General features: G+C 55.5%; 10 protein-coding genes. 8 read left to right on the top strand and 2 right to left on the bottom strand.

Features of this window, described 5'->3' with window-relative positions; translation table 11 throughout:
* The first annotated feature begins 80 nt into the window (after positions 1-80).
* The 5 genes from BB497_00325 to BB497_00305 all read left to right on the top strand — a co-directional run bounded on the left by BB497_00325 (position 81) and on the right by BB497_00305 (position 10,003).
* Positions 81-4,523: a glutamate synthase large subunit gene (locus BB497_00325; GenBank protein ID AVI61257.1), complete on the top strand. Its 4,443-nt coding sequence runs from the start codon at positions 81-83 to the stop codon at positions 4,521-4,523.
* A gap of 33 nt (positions 4,524-4,556) precedes the next feature.
* Positions 4,557-5,975: a glutamate synthase gene (locus BB497_00320; GenBank protein ID AVI61256.1), complete on the top strand. Its 1,419-nt coding sequence runs from the start codon at positions 4,557-4,559 to the stop codon at positions 5,973-5,975.
* Between the two features lie 138 nt (positions 5,976-6,113).
* Complete coding sequence (locus BB497_00315) at positions 6,114-7,769, top strand: CTP synthase (protein AVI61255.1); 1,656 nt, start codon at positions 6,114-6,116, stop codon at positions 7,767-7,769.
* A 10-nt stretch (positions 7,770-7,779) separates the two neighbouring features.
* A complete protein-coding gene (locus BB497_00310; GenBank protein ID AVI61254.1) occupies positions 7,780-8,643 on the top strand; it encodes a 3-deoxy-8-phosphooctulonate synthase in 864 nt (287 codons plus the stop codon).
* Between the two features lie 70 nt (positions 8,644-8,713).
* Complete coding sequence (locus BB497_00305; protein ID AVI61253.1) at positions 8,714-10,003, top strand: phosphopyruvate hydratase; 1,290 nt, start codon at positions 8,714-8,716, stop codon at positions 10,001-10,003.
* A 486-nt stretch (positions 10,004-10,489) separates the two neighbouring features.
* Here BB497_00305 and BB497_00300 read toward each other — a convergent pair whose 3' ends face one another.
* Both BB497_00300 and BB497_00295 read right to left on the bottom strand, forming a co-directional pair.
* Entirely contained in the window at positions 10,490-10,813 is a 324-nt protein-coding gene (locus tag BB497_00300; GenBank protein AVI61252.1) for a ferredoxin, read from the bottom strand.
* Positions 10,814-10,969: 156 nt separating this feature from the next.
* Positions 10,970-13,549 carry a DNA mismatch repair protein MutS gene (locus BB497_00295; protein ID AVI61251.1) on the bottom strand — a complete coding sequence of 860 codons (2,580 nt, stop codon included), beginning with the start codon at positions 13,547-13,549 and terminating at the stop codon, positions 10,970-10,972.
* 214 nt (positions 13,550-13,763) lie between these two features.
* Between BB497_00295 and BB497_00290 the strand changes: the two genes are divergently transcribed.
* The 3 genes from BB497_00290 to BB497_00280 all read left to right on the top strand — a co-directional run bounded on the left by BB497_00290 (position 13,764) and on the right by BB497_00280 (position 15,972).
* Positions 13,764-14,297, top strand: a complete 534-nt coding sequence (locus BB497_00290; GenBank protein ID AVI61250.1) for a damage-inducible protein CinA — start codon at positions 13,764-13,766, stop codon at positions 14,295-14,297.
* Between the two features lie 89 nt (positions 14,298-14,386).
* Positions 14,387-15,451, top strand: a complete 1,065-nt coding sequence (locus BB497_00285; protein ID AVI61249.1) for a recombinase RecA — start codon at positions 14,387-14,389, stop codon at positions 15,449-15,451.
* 41 nt (positions 15,452-15,492) lie between these two features.
* Entirely contained in the window at positions 15,493-15,972 is a 480-nt protein-coding gene (locus tag BB497_00280; protein ID AVI61248.1) for a recombinase RecX, read from the top strand.
* The last annotated feature ends 18 nt before the right edge of the window (positions 15,973-15,990 follow it).

Here is a 15,990-nt window from a genome sequence, read left to right as displayed (position 1 = left end):
AAAGCATCATAAAAAAATAAAAACCCGAAAATATACCATGAAAACGCTGCTAATAAAATACGCTTAATAGAGGCACGCCCATGAATAGAGGTCTCCACCAGCCCGGCGAGTTTCGCGACAACTGTGGCTTTGGCTTAATTGCCCACATGGAAGGGCAGGCCAGCCACGACTTGCTGAAGACGGCTATTGAATCACTTACCTGCATGACCCACCGTGGGGGTATTGCGGCCGACGGCAAAACCGGCGACGGCTGTGGGCTGCTGCTTAAAATGCCTGTTCAGTTCATGCGCGAAGCGGCAAAAGAGGCGCTGGACGCAGAGCTAGGCGAGCAGTTCGCTGTAGGCGTGGTTTTCCTGCCCAATGACGACGCCCGGGCAAATGCCGCCAAAGAGACCTTGACCCAAAAGCTAAGTGCCCGTGGTTTAGAGGTGTTGGGCTGGCGTGAGGTGCCTACGGACTCCAGCGTCTGCGGCCCCATGGCGCTTGAGTGCCTGCCACGTATTGAACAGCTCTTTGTGCAGCCCGGTAGTGGCAACAGTTTTGCTGTCGATCTGTTTATGGCCCGCCGTCTCGCAGAACAGGCGCTGCGCAAAGAAGAAGAATTTTATGTCGCGTCGCTCTCTTCAGAAGTGGTGTCGTACAAAGGCTTAGTCATGCCGGAAGATTTGCCGGCGTTCTATAAAGACCTTAACGACCCGCGCCTGGAAACCGCGATCTGCGTTTTCCACCAGCGCTTCTCGACCAATACCGCACCCCGCTGGCCCTTGGCGCAGCCATTCCGCTTACTTGCCCACAACGGCGAAATTAATACCATCGAAGCTAACCGTGGCTGGGCAAACTCCCGTAAAGCGAACTTTGTTAACGAGCGCCTGCCGGATATCGCCGAACTGGATGAAATCGTCAACACCACAGGCTCTGACTCCTCCAGTATGGATAACATGCTGGAAGTGCTGCTCACCGGCGGCATGGAACTGCACCGCGCGGTGCGCATGATGGTGCCACCTGCCTGGCAAAACGTGGAGACCATGGGCGCTGAACTGCGTGCGTTCTATGAGTACAACTCCATGCACATGGAGCCCTGGGATGGCCCAGCGGGTGTGGTAATGACCGACGGCCGCCAAGCGGTGTGTATGTTGGACCGTAACGGCCTGCGCCCAGCGCGTTGGGTGATTACTAAAAACGGCTATATCACGCTGGCGTCTGAAATTGGCACCTACGGTTACAAGCCAGAAGATGTCGTCGCCAAAGGCCGCGTTGGCCCGGGTCAAATACTGGCCGTGGACACCCAAACCGGTGAAGTGCTGCATACCCATGATATCGATGACCGCTTAAAGTCTGCGTACCCCTATAAGCGTTGGCTAAAGCAGGAAGCCAGCTATTTAGAGTCTGCGCTGGCCGAGCTTGCGCGTTTCCAGTCGATGGATACCGACGCGCTTAACGTTCAGCAGAAGATGTTCCAGGTAACGTTCGAAGAGCGCGACCAGGTACTGCGCCCGCTGGCAGAAAGCGGCCAGGAAGCGGTGGGCTCCATGGGTGATGATACCCCCATGGCGGTACTGTCTAGCCGTCCGCGCCTGCTGACCGATTTCTTCCGCCAGAAATTTGCTCAGGTGACTAACCCGCCGATCGATCCGCTTCGCGAGGCGATCGTGATGTCACTGGAAACCTGCTGTGGCGCTGAGCTAAACGTCTTTAAGGCAACGCCTGAGCATGCTCACCGCTTAATTTTGACCACGCCTGTTCTGTCACCGCGCAAGTTTACTGCGCTAGTGAGCCAAGACGACCCTGCGTTTGCTAGCCACACGCTGACGCTGGGCTACGACCCAGAGCAGACGAGTTTGCATCAGGCTATTACTGCGCTGTGCAAAGAAGCCGAAGCACAGGTCAAGGCGGGTAAGGTCATTCTTGTACTGACCGATGCTGAACTGCCCAAGGGGCAGTTGCCGATTCAAGCCGCGTTGGCGGTAGGTGCGGTTCACTCACACCTTGGCCGTTTAACGTTACGTCCTAATGCCAACATTGTGGTGGAAACAGGCTACGCCCGTGATGCTCACCAAATGGCTGTGCTGTTTGGCGTAGGCGCCACGGCGGTTTATCCGTGGCTGGCGTATCAGGTCATGGCGGATATGCACCGCACCGGCGAGCTAAATGGCAACCCTGCCGATGCGCGGGAGAATTACCGCAAAGGCATGCAGAAAGGGTTGTTTAAGATTCTCTCGAAAATGGGCATCTCGACGCTGGCGTCCTACCGCGGTTCGATGCTGTTTGAAGCCGTGGGCTTGTCTGATGAGATTATGGACACCTGCTTTGTGGGCATGGCGTCGCGTATTCAAGGCACCGGTTTTGCCGAGCTGCAGCTGCAGCAGGAGCTGTTGGCGAAAGATGCCTGGATTGCGCGCAAAGGCATTTCTCAGGGCGGTATGCTGAAATACGTCCACGGCCACGAGTACCACGCTTACAACCCGGATGTCGTGACATCGCTGCAGGCGGCGGTACAAGAGGGTAGCTACACCAAGTGGAAAAAGTTTGCCCAGTTGGTGAATGAGCGCCCGGTAGCGACCATTCGTGACCTGCTGGTTCTTAAGCCCGCAGAAACTCCCATCGCGCTAGATGAAGTAGAACCCGTTGAGGCGCTGCTACCGCGTTTTGATAGCGCCGGTATGTCGCTGGGTGCGCTCTCCCCTGAGGCACACGAAGCGCTGGCCCAGGCCATGAACGAGGCGGGGGGGCGCTCCAACTCTGGCGAAGGCGGCGAAGATCCTGCTCGCTATGGCACTATCCGCAGTTCGAAAATCAAACAGATCGCCTCCGGCCGCTTTGGCGTGACCCCGGCATATCTGGTTAATGCCGAAGTGCTGCAGATCAAGGTAGCCCAGGGCGCCAAGCCAGGCGAGGGCGGCCAGCTGCCCGGCGGTAAGGTCAACCAGCTCATTGCTCGCCTGCGCTACTCGGTGCCCGGCGTGACGCTGATTTCACCGCCGCCACACCACGATATTTACTCCATTGAAGACTTGTCCCAGCTGATTTTTGACCTTAAGCAGGTCAACCCTGAGGCACAGGTTTCAGTGAAGCTTGTGTCCGAGCCGGGTATCGGCACTATCGCCACTGGCGTAGCGAAGGCCTATGCAGACCTGATCACGGTTTCTGGCTACGACGGCGGCACGGCGGCTAGCCCGTTAACCTCTATTAAACATGCGGGTTCCCCTTGGGAGCTTGGCCTTCCTGAGGTGCATCAGGCGCTGCGCATTAACGGCCTGCGCGACAAAATTCGCCTGCAAACGGATGGCGGCTTAAAAACTGGCCTCGACGTTGTTAAGGCAGCGATTCTCGGCGCTGAGAGCTTTGGCTTTGGTACGGCGCCGATGGTCGCGCTGGGCTGTAAATACTTGCGTATTTGCCACCTGAATAACTGTGCCACGGGCGTGGCGACGCAAGATGACTTCCTGCGTGGCGAACACTTCCGCGGCACCGTGGACATGGTCAAAAACTACTTCCGCTTTATTGCTGAAGAAGTGCGCGAACTGATGGCGATGCTGGGCGTTCGCAAGTTGACCGATCTGATCGGCCGTACTGATCTGCTTGAAGTGTTGGAAGGCAACACGGCGTCTCAGCGCAAGCTCGACTTAACGCCGCTGCTGGCCAACGACTTTGTCCCCAAAGATGCGCCGCAGTTTTGCGAGGTGAGCCGCAATGTGCCCCACGACCCAGGTGCCAAAAACCAGGAAGTACTGGCCGCGCTAAAAGAGGCGATTGAAAACCAGTCGGGCGGTACCTTTGATTTTACCATTACCAACTGCGACCGCAGCGTAGGGGCGTTGACCTCCGGGGCGATTGCCAAACGTTACGGTGAAGATGGCCTTGAAGCGGCGCCAATGACCGCACGTTTTACCGGGGTGGCTGGGCAGAGTTTTGGGGTGTGGAACGCCCGTGGTTTAAACCTTTACCTCGAAGGTGACGCCAACGACTACGTGGGCAAGGGCATGAATGGCGGCAGTATTGTGATTGTGCCGCCTAAGGATAGCCAGTTCGAAAGTCACAAAACCGCCATTATCGGTAACACCTGCCTGTATGGCGCGACAGGCGGCACGCTGTTCGCTGCAGGTACCGCCGGTGAGCGTTTTGCGGTGCGTAACTCCGGTGCTACCGCCGTGGTTGAAGGCGCAGGTGATCACTGCTGTGAATACATGACCGGCGGTTTGGTCTGCGTATTGGGAGAAACTGGCGTTAACTTCGGTGCGGGTATGACCGGTGGTTTTGCCTATGTGTTAGATGAAGACCGCAGCTTCGTGGACAAGTACAACCATGAGCTGGTTGAGATCCACCGGGTCAACACAGAAGCAATGGAAGCGTATCGCCGCCACTTGCGTGAAATGATTGAAGCCTATGTTGCGGCAACAGGCTCTGATCGTGGCGCGGCGATTCTGGAAGACTTCGGCGACTACGCGCGCCACTTCTGGCTGGTGAAGCCAAAAGCGGCAAGCCTGGGTAGTTTGCTGAATCAATCTCGGCGTCAGCCGGAATAACCCGCCAGAGCCTACGCTTCGAGGAGAGAGATCATGGCTAGCCGTTTAAATAACGATTTCCAGTTTGTTGATGTGGGTCGTAAGGACCCACAGAAAAAAGCCGCACACACTCGCGCAAAAGAGTTTGCGGAAATTTATGAGCCGTTTAAACCCACCGATGCAGCCAGCCAGGCACACCGCTGCCTGCATTGCGGTAACCCATACTGCGAGTGGAAGTGCCCGGTACACAACTACATTCCTAACTGGCTGCAGTTGGTGGTGGAAGGCAATATTATCGAAGCCGCCGAGCTTTCCCACAAAACCAACTCGCTGCCGGAAGTGTGTGGTCGGGTGTGCCCGCAAGACCGTCTGTGCGAAGGCGACTGCACGCTGAATGATGGTTTTGGTGCGGTGACCATTGGCTCGATTGAGAAATACATCACTGACACTGCCTTTGCCATGGGCTGGCGCCCGGATATGTCAAAAGTGGTGTGGACGGACAAGAAAGTCGCCATTGTGGGCGCAGGGCCTGCGGGTCTTGGCTGCGCCGATATTCTGGCGCGCAACGGCGTTAAGCCCGTCGTATTTGATAAGTACCCGGAAATTGGCGGACTGCTGACCTTTGGTATTCCAGAGTTCAAGCTTGAAAAAAATGTGATGGAGCGTCGCCGTGCCGTCTTTGAAGAGATGGGCGTCGAGTTCCGTTTGAATACCGAGATCGGTACTGATGTCGAGTTCGAAACGCTGCTTCAGGAGTACGACGCCGTATTCCTGGGCATGGGTACTTATAAATATATGGCGGGTGGCTTCCCTGGCGAAGACCTGCCTGGGGTCTACAAGGCGCTGGATTTCTTGATTGCCAACGTCAACCGCCGATTAGGGTTCGAAAAAGACCCTAACGATTTCATCTCCATGGAAGGCAAGCGCGTGGTGGTGCTTGGCGGTGGTGATACGGCGATGGACTGTAACCGCACATCGATTCGCCAGCGGGCCGCGAGCGTCAGCTGCGCCTACCGCCGCGATGAAGAGAACATGCCCGGCTCCCGCCGTGAAGTGGCTAATGCACGTGAAGAGGGCGTCGAATTCCTGTTTAACCGCCAGCCAGTGGCGGTTGTGGGAGAAGAAAAAGTCGAAGGCGTTAAAGTAGTGCGGACTCGCCTGGGTGAGCCGGACGAGAATGGCCGTCGTCGTCCAGAAGTCGTGCCAGGGTCTGAAGAGATCATCGCCGCCGACGCGGTCGTGGTGGCGTTTGGTTTTCAGGCAAGCCCGGCACCGTGGTTCGATAGCGCCAAGATCGACGTTAACGAGAGAGATCTGGTTAAAGCCCCTGAACATGGCCAATACGCTTTCCAAACCAGCAATGAGAAAATCTTTGCCGGTGGCGATATGGTGCGCGGCTCTGACTTAGTGGTCACCGCGATTTATGAGGGGCGCCAAGCAGCAGAAGGGATTTTGGACTACCTGGGCGTGTGATATTGGATAGTGAGGGGCGATGTCGCCCCTCAACTAGAGCAGTTCAAATTGAGCCTTAAGGCTTACTCTGCTATTCTGTCGTCCCATCCTGGTGTGGCTTTCTGTTACGCCTTTTGATCACGTTTCGACAGGTTTTCCATGACACGATATATCTTCGTGACCGGCGGCGTTGTGTCCTCTCTTGGCAAGGGCATCGCGTCTGCCTCGCTGGCGGCGATTCTCGAGGCCCGCGGCCTTAAGGTCACCATGCTCAAGCTCGACCCCTACATCAATGTGGACCCGGGCACCATGAGTCCTTTCCAGCACGGCGAGGTGTTCGTCACCGAGGATGGCGCCGAGACGGATCTGGACCTTGGTCACTACGAGCGCTTTATTCGTACCAAAATGACCCAAGGCAACAACTTCACCACGGGCCGCGTGTACGAGAACGTGCTACGCAAAGAGCGCCGTGGCGACTACCTGGGTGGCACCGTTCAGGTTATTCCCCACATTACCGATGAAATCAAGCAGCGCGTTTACGCGGGTGGCGAGGGTTTTGACGTAGCGCTGGTGGAAATCGGCGGTACGGTTGGCGATATCGAGTCGCTGCCGTTCCTTGAGTCGATTCGTCAGATTCGCAGCGAGCTGGGTGCAAGCCGAGCGATTTACATGCACCTGACCCTGGTGCCGTACATTAAGACCGCAGGCGAAACTAAAACTAAGCCGACCCAGCACAGCGTTAAAGAGCTGCGCTCTATCGGTATCCAGCCGGATATTTTGATTTGCCGCAGTGAAGTAGAGCTTGAAGAGAGCGAACGTCGTAAAATCGCCCTGTTCACCAACGTGGAAGAGCGTGCGGTGGTGCCGCTGCAGGATGCCGACACTATTTATCGTATTCCGCTGATGCTCCATGAGCACGGCCTGGACGACATTGTTTGTGACAAGCTGCGTTTAGAAGCCCCCGAAGCTGACCTGTCCGAATGGGTGAAGGTGTTGGATTCTAAGCTGAACCCGCTGAAGTCGGTAAGCATTGCCATGGTCGGTAAGTACATGGAGTTACTGGATGCCTACAAATCGCTCAATGAAGCGCTGATCCATGCGGGCATTCAGGGACGTATTAAGGTCAATGTCGACTATATTGATTCGGAAGATATTGAGCGCCACGGTACCGAGCGCTTAGCGGGTAAAGATGCCATTCTGGTGCCGGGTGGTTTTGGCGAGCGCGGCGTGGAAGGCAAGATTCTTGCTGCCCAGTTTGCCCGTGAAAACAAGATCCCCTACCTGGGTATCTGTCTAGGCATGCAGGTGGCCGTTATTGAGTTTGCTCGCAACGTGGCCGGCTGGGAAGACGCCAACTCCACCGAGTTTACTCACGACACCAAGCACCCGGTGGTGGGGCTGATTACTGAGTGGATTAACGCCGAAGGCAAAATTGAGCTACGCGATGCGGCCTCTGACCTTGGCGGCACCATGCGTTTAGGCGGGCAGGTTTGTCATCTGGCCTCAGGCAGTAAAGCTCGCGCGGCCTATGGTTCTGATGAGATTGTTGAGCGCCACCGCCACCGTTTTGAAGTCAACAACCAGTTTATTGATGAGCTGGAGAAGGCTGGCTTGGTGATTTCAGGGAAGAGCGTCGACCAATCGCTGGTCGAGGTAGTGGAGCTTGCCGACCACCCCTGGTACGTGGCGTGTCAGTTCCACCCAGAGTTCACATCGACACCGCGCGATGGGCACCCGCTGTTCTCAGGCTTTGTTAACGCCGCCGTTGAGCACAAAGCAGCACGTACCCGTGCCCACGCGGCGCCTCAAGAGTAAAGGGGGAAACATGGCTTCTCACGCACTAACCCCAGAGCGTCATATCAACGTTGCCGGCCTAACCGCCGGCAATTCTTTGCCGCTCATGTTATTAGGCGGCATGAATGTGCTGGAGTCGGCAGAGTTGGCCGATGAGATCGCCCAAGCCTATGTTGAAGCGACGCAAACACTGGGTATGCCTTATGTCTTTAAGGCGAGTTTTGATAAAGCCAACCGCAGCTCGATCCACTCCTACCGTGGGCCTGGGCTGGATAAAGGGTTACAAATCTTAGCTGACATCAAAGCCCGCTATGGCGTGCCGATTATCACCGACGTACACGAGCCATGGCAGGCGGCGCCCGCCGCTGAGGTCGCTGATATCATCCAGCTACCGGCGTTTTTAGCGCGCCAAACCGATCTAGTGGTGGCAATGGCAAAAACGGGGGCGGTTATTAACATTAAAAAACCGCAGTTTTTAGCTCCCCACGAAATGCGCCATATTCTCACCAAGTTTCAGGAAGCGGGCAATGACCGCCTGATGCTGTGCGAGCGGGGCACAAGCTTTGGTTATAACAATCTGATCGTCGATATGCTGGGCTTTGGCGATTTGAAACAAACGGGTTACCCGGTGTTTTTTGATGTTACCCACGCACTACAGCGTCCTGGTGGCCGTGCTGACAGCGCTGACGGGCGCCGTGCCCAAGTGGCGGAGCTGGCTCGCGCGGGCGTCGCTGTTGGTTTGGCGGGGCTGTTTTTAGAAGCGCACCCAGACCCTGACAACGCCAAGTGTGATGGCCCCTGTGCGTTGCCGCTGGATCAGCTGGCGCCGTTTTTGTCGCAGCTTGCCCAGCTAGACACGCTGGTCAAAGGCTTCGATCCGCTAGCCATTCGCTGATCGTGATAATAAACGTGGTATATATTTGACCCACCACTCTCTATCAGACTGACAACCTAAGGATACTGTCATGACCAAAATTGTTGAAATCAGTGCGCTGGAAGTGCTCGATTCTCGTGGCAACCCAACTGTTCAAGCTACTGTTCGCCTTGAAAGCGGTGCGATAGGTGAAGCCTGTGCGCCAAGTGGTGCGTCCACAGGCTCCCGCGAGGCGCTTGAGCTGCGCGATGGCGACAAGACACGCTACCTCGGTAAAGGCGTTTTAAAAGCCGTTGAAGCCGTGAATGGCAGTATTCGTAATGCATTGTTAGGTATGGATGCGCGCGATCAGCGCGGCCTGGACGATGCCATGCTGGCGCTCGATGGCACCGAAAATAAGGCTACGCTAGGTGCCAATGCGATTTTGGCCGTATCGCTGGCCGCCGCTAAAGCCGCCGCTAATGCCAAGGGTGTACCGCTGTATGCTCACATCGCTGAGCTATACGGTCAGCCGGGCCAGTACAGCATGCCGGTGCCGATGATGAATATTCTCAACGGTGGTGAACACGCGGATAACAACGTTGATATCCAAGAGTTCATGGTGCAGCCGGTGGGTGCAGCCAACTTCCGTGAAGGCCTTCGTATGGGCGCAGAGATTTTTCACGCGCTGAAAAAAGTACTGTCGGCGAAAGGTCTGTCTACCTCGGTGGGTGATGAGGGCGGCTTTGCCCCTAACTTGGCATCTAACGCTGATGCGCTGGCCGTAATTAAGCAGGCTGTTGCCGACGCCGGTTACTCCCTTGGTAAAGATGTAACACTGGCACTCGACTGCGCCTCCTCTGAGTTCTACAGAGATGGCCAGTACAACCTCTCCGGCGAAGGCAAAATCTATGACGCTGAAGGCTTTGCTGACTACCTAGCTGGGCTATGCGCCGATTATCCGATTGTGTCTATCGAAGACGGTATGGATGAATCTGACTGGGCGGGCTGGAAAGCGCTGACCGATAAGCTGGGTGATAAAGTGCAGCTGGTGGGTGACGATTTGTTCGTTACCAATACCAAAATTCTCAAGCGCGGTATCGATGAGCAGATTGGTAACTCCATTCTGATTAAGTTCAACCAGATTGGCTCGCTGTCTGAAACCCTAGATGCCATCAAGATGGCCCAGGACGCTGGATTTACTGCGGTTATCTCCCATCGCAGCGGTGAAACGGAAGATACTACCATTGCTGATTTGGCCGTGGGCACCTGTGCAGGGCAGATTAAAACTGGCTCGCTGTGCCGCTCTGACCGAGTAGCCAAGTACAACCGTTTGCTGGTGATTGAAGCTGAACTGGGCGAGGTGACTTACCCGGGGTTGAAGGCTATTAAAAGCCAGTAAAGGCGAAACGTTGCGCGGGCTTGTAAGAGATGTCTCAAGATTTTGTAAGAGATCTCTTACAAATGCCGACGACATTCGCTTGGTATGGGTAGGTTAAAATGAAATTTTCCACTAATCTTAATTTAACTGATTGATTTAAAAGTTTTTTAAAAAATAAGGCGAGCCGGCTAGGCTCGCCTTTTGCGATTTTGGCCTGCTTGTGATGCCCAAATTATCTGCCACAATATGTTCAGGACTAGGGGAGGCAAGGATGCTTCAGGCAGGATGCAACGGGATGCAGGTAGGTGCGCCGGGTGACATAGTGACATGAGCCCCGGCAAGGACGTCACCTAAGGAAGTTGACACAGGGAGTGGTCAGAGGAAGTGCTTGGAGCGGGCGGCCTACGGGCCGCCTTTTTTTGCGCGTGTGCTACCGAAGTACAAAAAGGTGCATAAAAAAACCAGCGCGAACGCTGGTTTTTATAGAGCGTTAAGCGATGTTGCAGTTTAGCGCTCCAGTTTCTCAAGCTTACCTGTTTTACCATCCCACTCTTCTGCGTCGGGTAGTGGGTCTTTCTTCTCGGCAATGTTTGGCCACACCTCGGCCAGTTCTGCATTGATTTCGATGAACTGCGTTTGGTTATCGGGCAGCTCATCCTCGGAGAAGATCGCTTCAGCGGGGCACTCCGGCTCACACAGGGCGCAATCGATACACTCATCTGGGTGAATAACCAAGAAGTTAGGGCCTTCGTAGAAGCAATCGACCGGGCAGACTTCCACGCAGTCAGTGTACTTGCACTGGATGCAGTTCTCGGTAACGACAAACGTCATCTTGCTATCCCTCTTGCAGGACCAGAAACGCTTCCGGTCATGGTCAATCGTGAATGGTTATAAATCAGCTGTTTTTTATAAGCTAAAAAGTATGGGCGACATTCTAGAGGTGCCCTTACCCGTGGGCAAGCGCCACATGACCTTCTATTAAGACGATCACAGGAGTTCGCGCCATTGATACAGCAGTGCCAACGCCTCCCTAGGCGATAAATCATCTACGTCCGCTTTTTTAAGCGCCTCTACAACGGGGTGAGGGGCGCTGGCAAACAGGTCGTTCTGCAGTGGCACGCCTTGTTCTGAACCTGCCGAGACAGCACGGCGCTGCTGTTGGTCAACGTCACGTTGCTCCAAGGCAATCAGTTTTTCCCGTGCGCGGGAGATCACAGGGGTGGGCACGCCAGCGAGCTGCGCGACCTGTAAGCCGTAGCTTTGGCTTGCAGGGCCAGCCTCAATACGGTGCATAAACACGATGCTATCGCCGTGCTCGGTGGCGGTTAAATGAATGTTGGCCACGCCGTTTGCCTGTTCAGGCAGGGAGGTCATTTCAAAATAGTGGGTGGCAAACAGTGTTAATGCACGGGCAGTCGCTAAGTGCTCGGCGCTTGCCCACGCAAGAGAGAGGCCGTCAAACGTACTGGTCCCGCGGCCAATCTCGTCCATAAGCACTAAGCTGTGTTCCGTTGCGTTATGCAGAATGTTGGCGGTTTCGGTCATCTCGACCATAAAGGTGGAGCGCCCCCCCGCTAAGTCGTCCGATGAGCCAATGCGGGTAAAGATACGGTCGATAGGGCCAATTTCAGCGGCGTCAGCGGGCACGAAGCTGCCGCTGTGAGCTAGCAGGGCAATTAGCGCGGTTTGGCGCATATAGGTCGATTTACCGCCCATGTTGGGGCCGGTGATGATCAGCATGTGCTGGTCGGGCGATAGCGTGACATCGTTGGGCACAAACGGCTTATCGCTCACCTGCTCAACGACCGGGTGGCGGCCTGCGCTAATGCTTATGCCAGTGGCTTCGACTAATTGCGGGCGCACCCAGTTGAGCGCTTCGGCGCGCTCGGCAAAGGCGCACAATACATCCAGCTCCGCCAGTGCCCGAGAGGTGCTTTGTAGCGCGTGGAGTAGCGCATTAAGCTCGCCCATTAGCCGCTCGTAGAGCCATTTTTCCCGGGTCAGCGCCCGCGATTTAGCCGAAAGCGCTTTATCTTCAAACTCTTTAAGTTCTGGAATAATAAAGCGCTCGGCGTTTTTTAGCGTTTGGCGACGAATATAGTCGGCGGGTGCCTGCTGTGCCTGGGAGCGGGGCAGTTCAATAAAATAGCCGTGCACGCGGTTATAGCCCACCTTTAAGTTGGCAAGGCCCGTACGCTCGCGTTCGCGTAGCTCTAATTGAACTAGGTATTCGCCGGCATTTTCGGCCATGCCGCGATGTTCATCCAACTCAGCGTCAAAGCCATTGGCAATCACGCCCCCGTCGCGGATCACCACGGGCGGGTTTTCGACCAGCGCGCGCGTAAGTGTGTCGGCCATTTCTGGGTAGGGGCGAATATGCGGTTTAAGGCTATCTAAGGCGCTGCCGGTATCCACTTCGGCCAGCAACTGCTCAAGCTCAGGCAGCGTAACAAGTGCATCACGCAGGCGCGCTAAGTCACGTGGGCGGGCGCTATACAGAGCAACACGGCCAAGAATACGCTCTACATCACCCACGTCGCTTAGGGTGTCCCGCAGTGCCATGTAGGCAGCGTCAATGGACAGCAATGCCACGCCTGCTTGGCGACCCTCAACAATATCCCGCTGGCGTAGCGGGCGATTCAGCCAGCGCTTTAGTAGCCGAGAGCCCATCGCGGTGGCACAGGTGTCTAAAACACTGGCTAGGGTGTTGTCGCTGTTACCGCCAAGATTAATGTCGATTTCTAAATTGCGCCGGCTGGCGGCGTCAATGACCACCGCATCGTCGCGGTTTTCCACGCTAATCGCCGTGACGTGGGGCAGGCGTGAGCGCTGAGTGTCTCGAGCGTAATCGACTAGCACCCCGGCGGCAATGAGTGCAGTTGTTAAGTGCGCGCAGCCAAAGCCGCGTAAATCCTGTACTTCAAACTGGTCGCATAGGCTGCGGGTGGCGCTATCCAGGTCAAACAGCCACTCGCCTTGGCGGCGCAGGCTACGTTTTTGTGACCAGGCATCAGGCAGCGTCAGGCTTTCTGGTACTAGCAGTTCAGCGGGGGAGAGGCGAGTAAGCTCGGCGAGCATCTCAGCTTCACTCTCTACTTCCAGTACGTTGAAGCGTCCGCTGGAGAGCTCAAGCCAAGCAAGGCCAAAGCCCTCTTTTCCAGGGGCAACAGATACCAGTACGTTATCGCGACGTGCGTCCAGCAGCGCTTCATCGTGGAGCGTGCCGGGGGTCACAATACGCACGACCTGGCGATCAACGGGCCCTTTGCTGGTGGCGGGATCGCCAATCTGTTCACAAATCGCCACTGATTCGCCGCCGGCGACCAGGCGTGCCAAATAGCCTTCCGCGCTGTGGTAAGGCACCCCCGCCATTGGGATCGGTTTGCCACCTGATTGGCCGCGTTGTGTAAGGGTAATATCCAGTAGCGCGGCGGCCCGCTTGGCGTCGTCGAAAAAGAGTTCGTAAAAATCCCCCATGCGGTAAAACAGCAGTACCTCGGGGTGTTCGCGTTTAATCTTAAGGTATTGCGCCATCATGGGCGTATGAGAGGGGCTGGCCTGTGACATGGGTGTCCTGGTTGAGCGTGGCGTAAGTCATCACGGCTTACGGCATGTTCGTTGGGCAAGTTCTGCGAGTAAATTATATAAGCAACTGCTTAAAGTCAGCGCTATGAGTAAGTTCTTAGAGCTAGCTCTTAGCGTGAGTTCTTAGAGTGAGTTCTTTGGGCAAGATAAACGCTGTATTCTACGCTGAACTGAGGTCTTACATGAAGGAGTCACTATGGCACCCAGCGTTTCTAGCCTGAAAAATCTTGATTTATCGCTGCTTGCTCAGCGCATGGGGCGGTTGTGCCAGCAGCTTGGTGTGGAAGTGACCACCGCGGAGTCGTGTACTGGTGGTGGAATCGCTAGCGCCATCACGTCGGTAGCGGGCAGCTCGGCTTACTTTACCGCCGGCTATGTGACGTATTCGAACGCTGCGAAGAGCCGCCTATTGAAGGTGCCAGCAGCTACCCTGGAAAGCGTTGGGGCAGTAAGTGAGCAGGTAGTAAAAGCAATGGCAGCAGGCGCTTGCCGGGAAAGTGGCGCAGGTTTAGCCGTGGCGGTGAGCGGTGTGGCAGGCCCTGACGGCGGCAGCGAAGAAAAGCCTGTGGGTACTGTATGGCTGGCGTGGGGTGATGCTGAGCATCAGCAAGCCGAGTGTTTTCACTTTCCTGGTGACCGTCAGGCGGTGAGAGAGCAGGCGGTTCGCGAAGCGCTGGCGGGTTTGGTGGCGCGTCTCACCGAGCAGGCAAAAGGCAGCAAAAAGAAATAATCGTTAAATATAGCGGTGAGGATTTGTTTAGCCGCTAATCTTTGGCATACTACTGGCTAATTATACAGCTTGTTATGAGGAATCTCTGAATGGCTCAGGACGACAACCGCACAAAAGCACTCAATGCAGCGCTTAGCCAAATCGACCGTCAGTTTGGCAAAGGAACCGTCATGCGCTTAGGCGATGCGCCTCGCGTCGTGATGCCGTCGGTTTCAACCGGTTCGCTGGGGCTGGATATCGCACTCGGTATTGGCGGGCTGCCGTTCGGCCGGGTGTGTGAAATCTTTGGCCCAGAGTCATCAGGTAAAACCACACTGACGCTTTCAGTGATTGCCCAAGCGCAGAAGCAGGGCAAGGTTTGTGCCTTTGTGGATGCCGAGCACGCCCTTGACCCAAGCTACGCTGAAAAGCTGGGTGTAAATTTAGATGACCTGCTGGTTTCCCAGCCGGATACCGGCGAGCAGGCGTTAGAAATTACCGACATGCTGGTGCGCTCAGGCGGTGTAGACGTCATTGTCATCGACTCTGTTGCCGCCTTAACGCCGCGTGCTGAAATCGAAGGTGAAATGGGCGACTCCCACGTTGGCCTGCAGGCGCGCTTGATGTCCCAGGCACTGCGTAAAATCACCGGTAACATCAAAAACGCTAACTGCTTAGTCATCTTTATTAACCAGATCCGCATGAAAATTGGCGTGATGTTTGGTAGCCCCGAAACCACCACCGGTGGCAACGCACTGAAGTTCTACGCTAGCGTGCGTTTGGATATCCGCCGCACCGGCTCGGTGAAGGTTGGCGATGAAGTTACTGGTAATGAAACCCGCGTAAAAGTGGTTAAAAACAAAGTGGCACCGCCGTTCCGCCAAGCTGAGTTCCAGATTCTTTATGGCAAAGGTATCTACCACGCCGGTGAAGTGATTGATCTGGGTGTGCAGTGCAGCCTAGTGGATAAAGCGGGTGCTTGGTACAGCTATAAAGGTAAGAAAATCGGCCAAGGTAAAGCGAACTCAGCCCTGTATCTGGAAGAGCATCCGGAAATTATGCTGGAGATCGAAACGCAGATTCGTGAGCAGCTGTTAGCCAAGCCTGACCCTAAAAATGAAGAAACGGCGCCTGTGGCAGACGTTGCCGCTGACAGCGACGACGACTTGCTATAAGTCCTTTGTGATGCGCGTCTTTAAAAGGGTGGGGGAGCGCTATGTTTGCTTCTGGCGGTGATGCCTCTCCACGCGACGTTGCCATTCAACTGCTAGCTCGGCGGGAGTACTCGCGCGCCGAGCTAGCGCGTAAGTTGCGCCAAAAAGCCTTTGAGCCAGAGGCTATACAGAGCTGTCTGGATGCCTTGGTCGAGCAATCGCTGCAGTCAGATGCGCGGTTTGCGGAAAGCTTTATTCGCTCGCGCATTGCACGCGGGCAGGGCGTTATCCGCATCAAAGGTGAGTTGCGGCAGCGGGGTGTTGATCAAGAAACGTTAGCCGCTGCACTGGCGACGGTAGAAGAGCGTGAAGCGGTAGATTGGTTTGAGTTAGCCCGAGAAACCTTAGCAAGGCGATACACATCTCCCGGTGAGACGCCTAAAGAGCGCGCCAAGCGCGAACGTTTTTTGGCTTCCCGTGGGTTCGATTTTGAGCAAATTCGCTATGCCCTCAGCTGTTTATCTGAGTCTTTTTCCCTCTAAATACCCCCTCAGTTTGGA

Origin of the sequence: Halomonas sp. GFAJ-1 (genome assembly GCA_002966495.1) — a bacterium.
Lineage (GTDB): Bacteria > Pseudomonadota > Gammaproteobacteria > Pseudomonadales > Halomonadaceae > Vreelandella.
The sequence above is the reverse complement of the archived record's forward strand: the minus strand, read 5'-3'. Positions and strand labels throughout refer to the sequence as shown.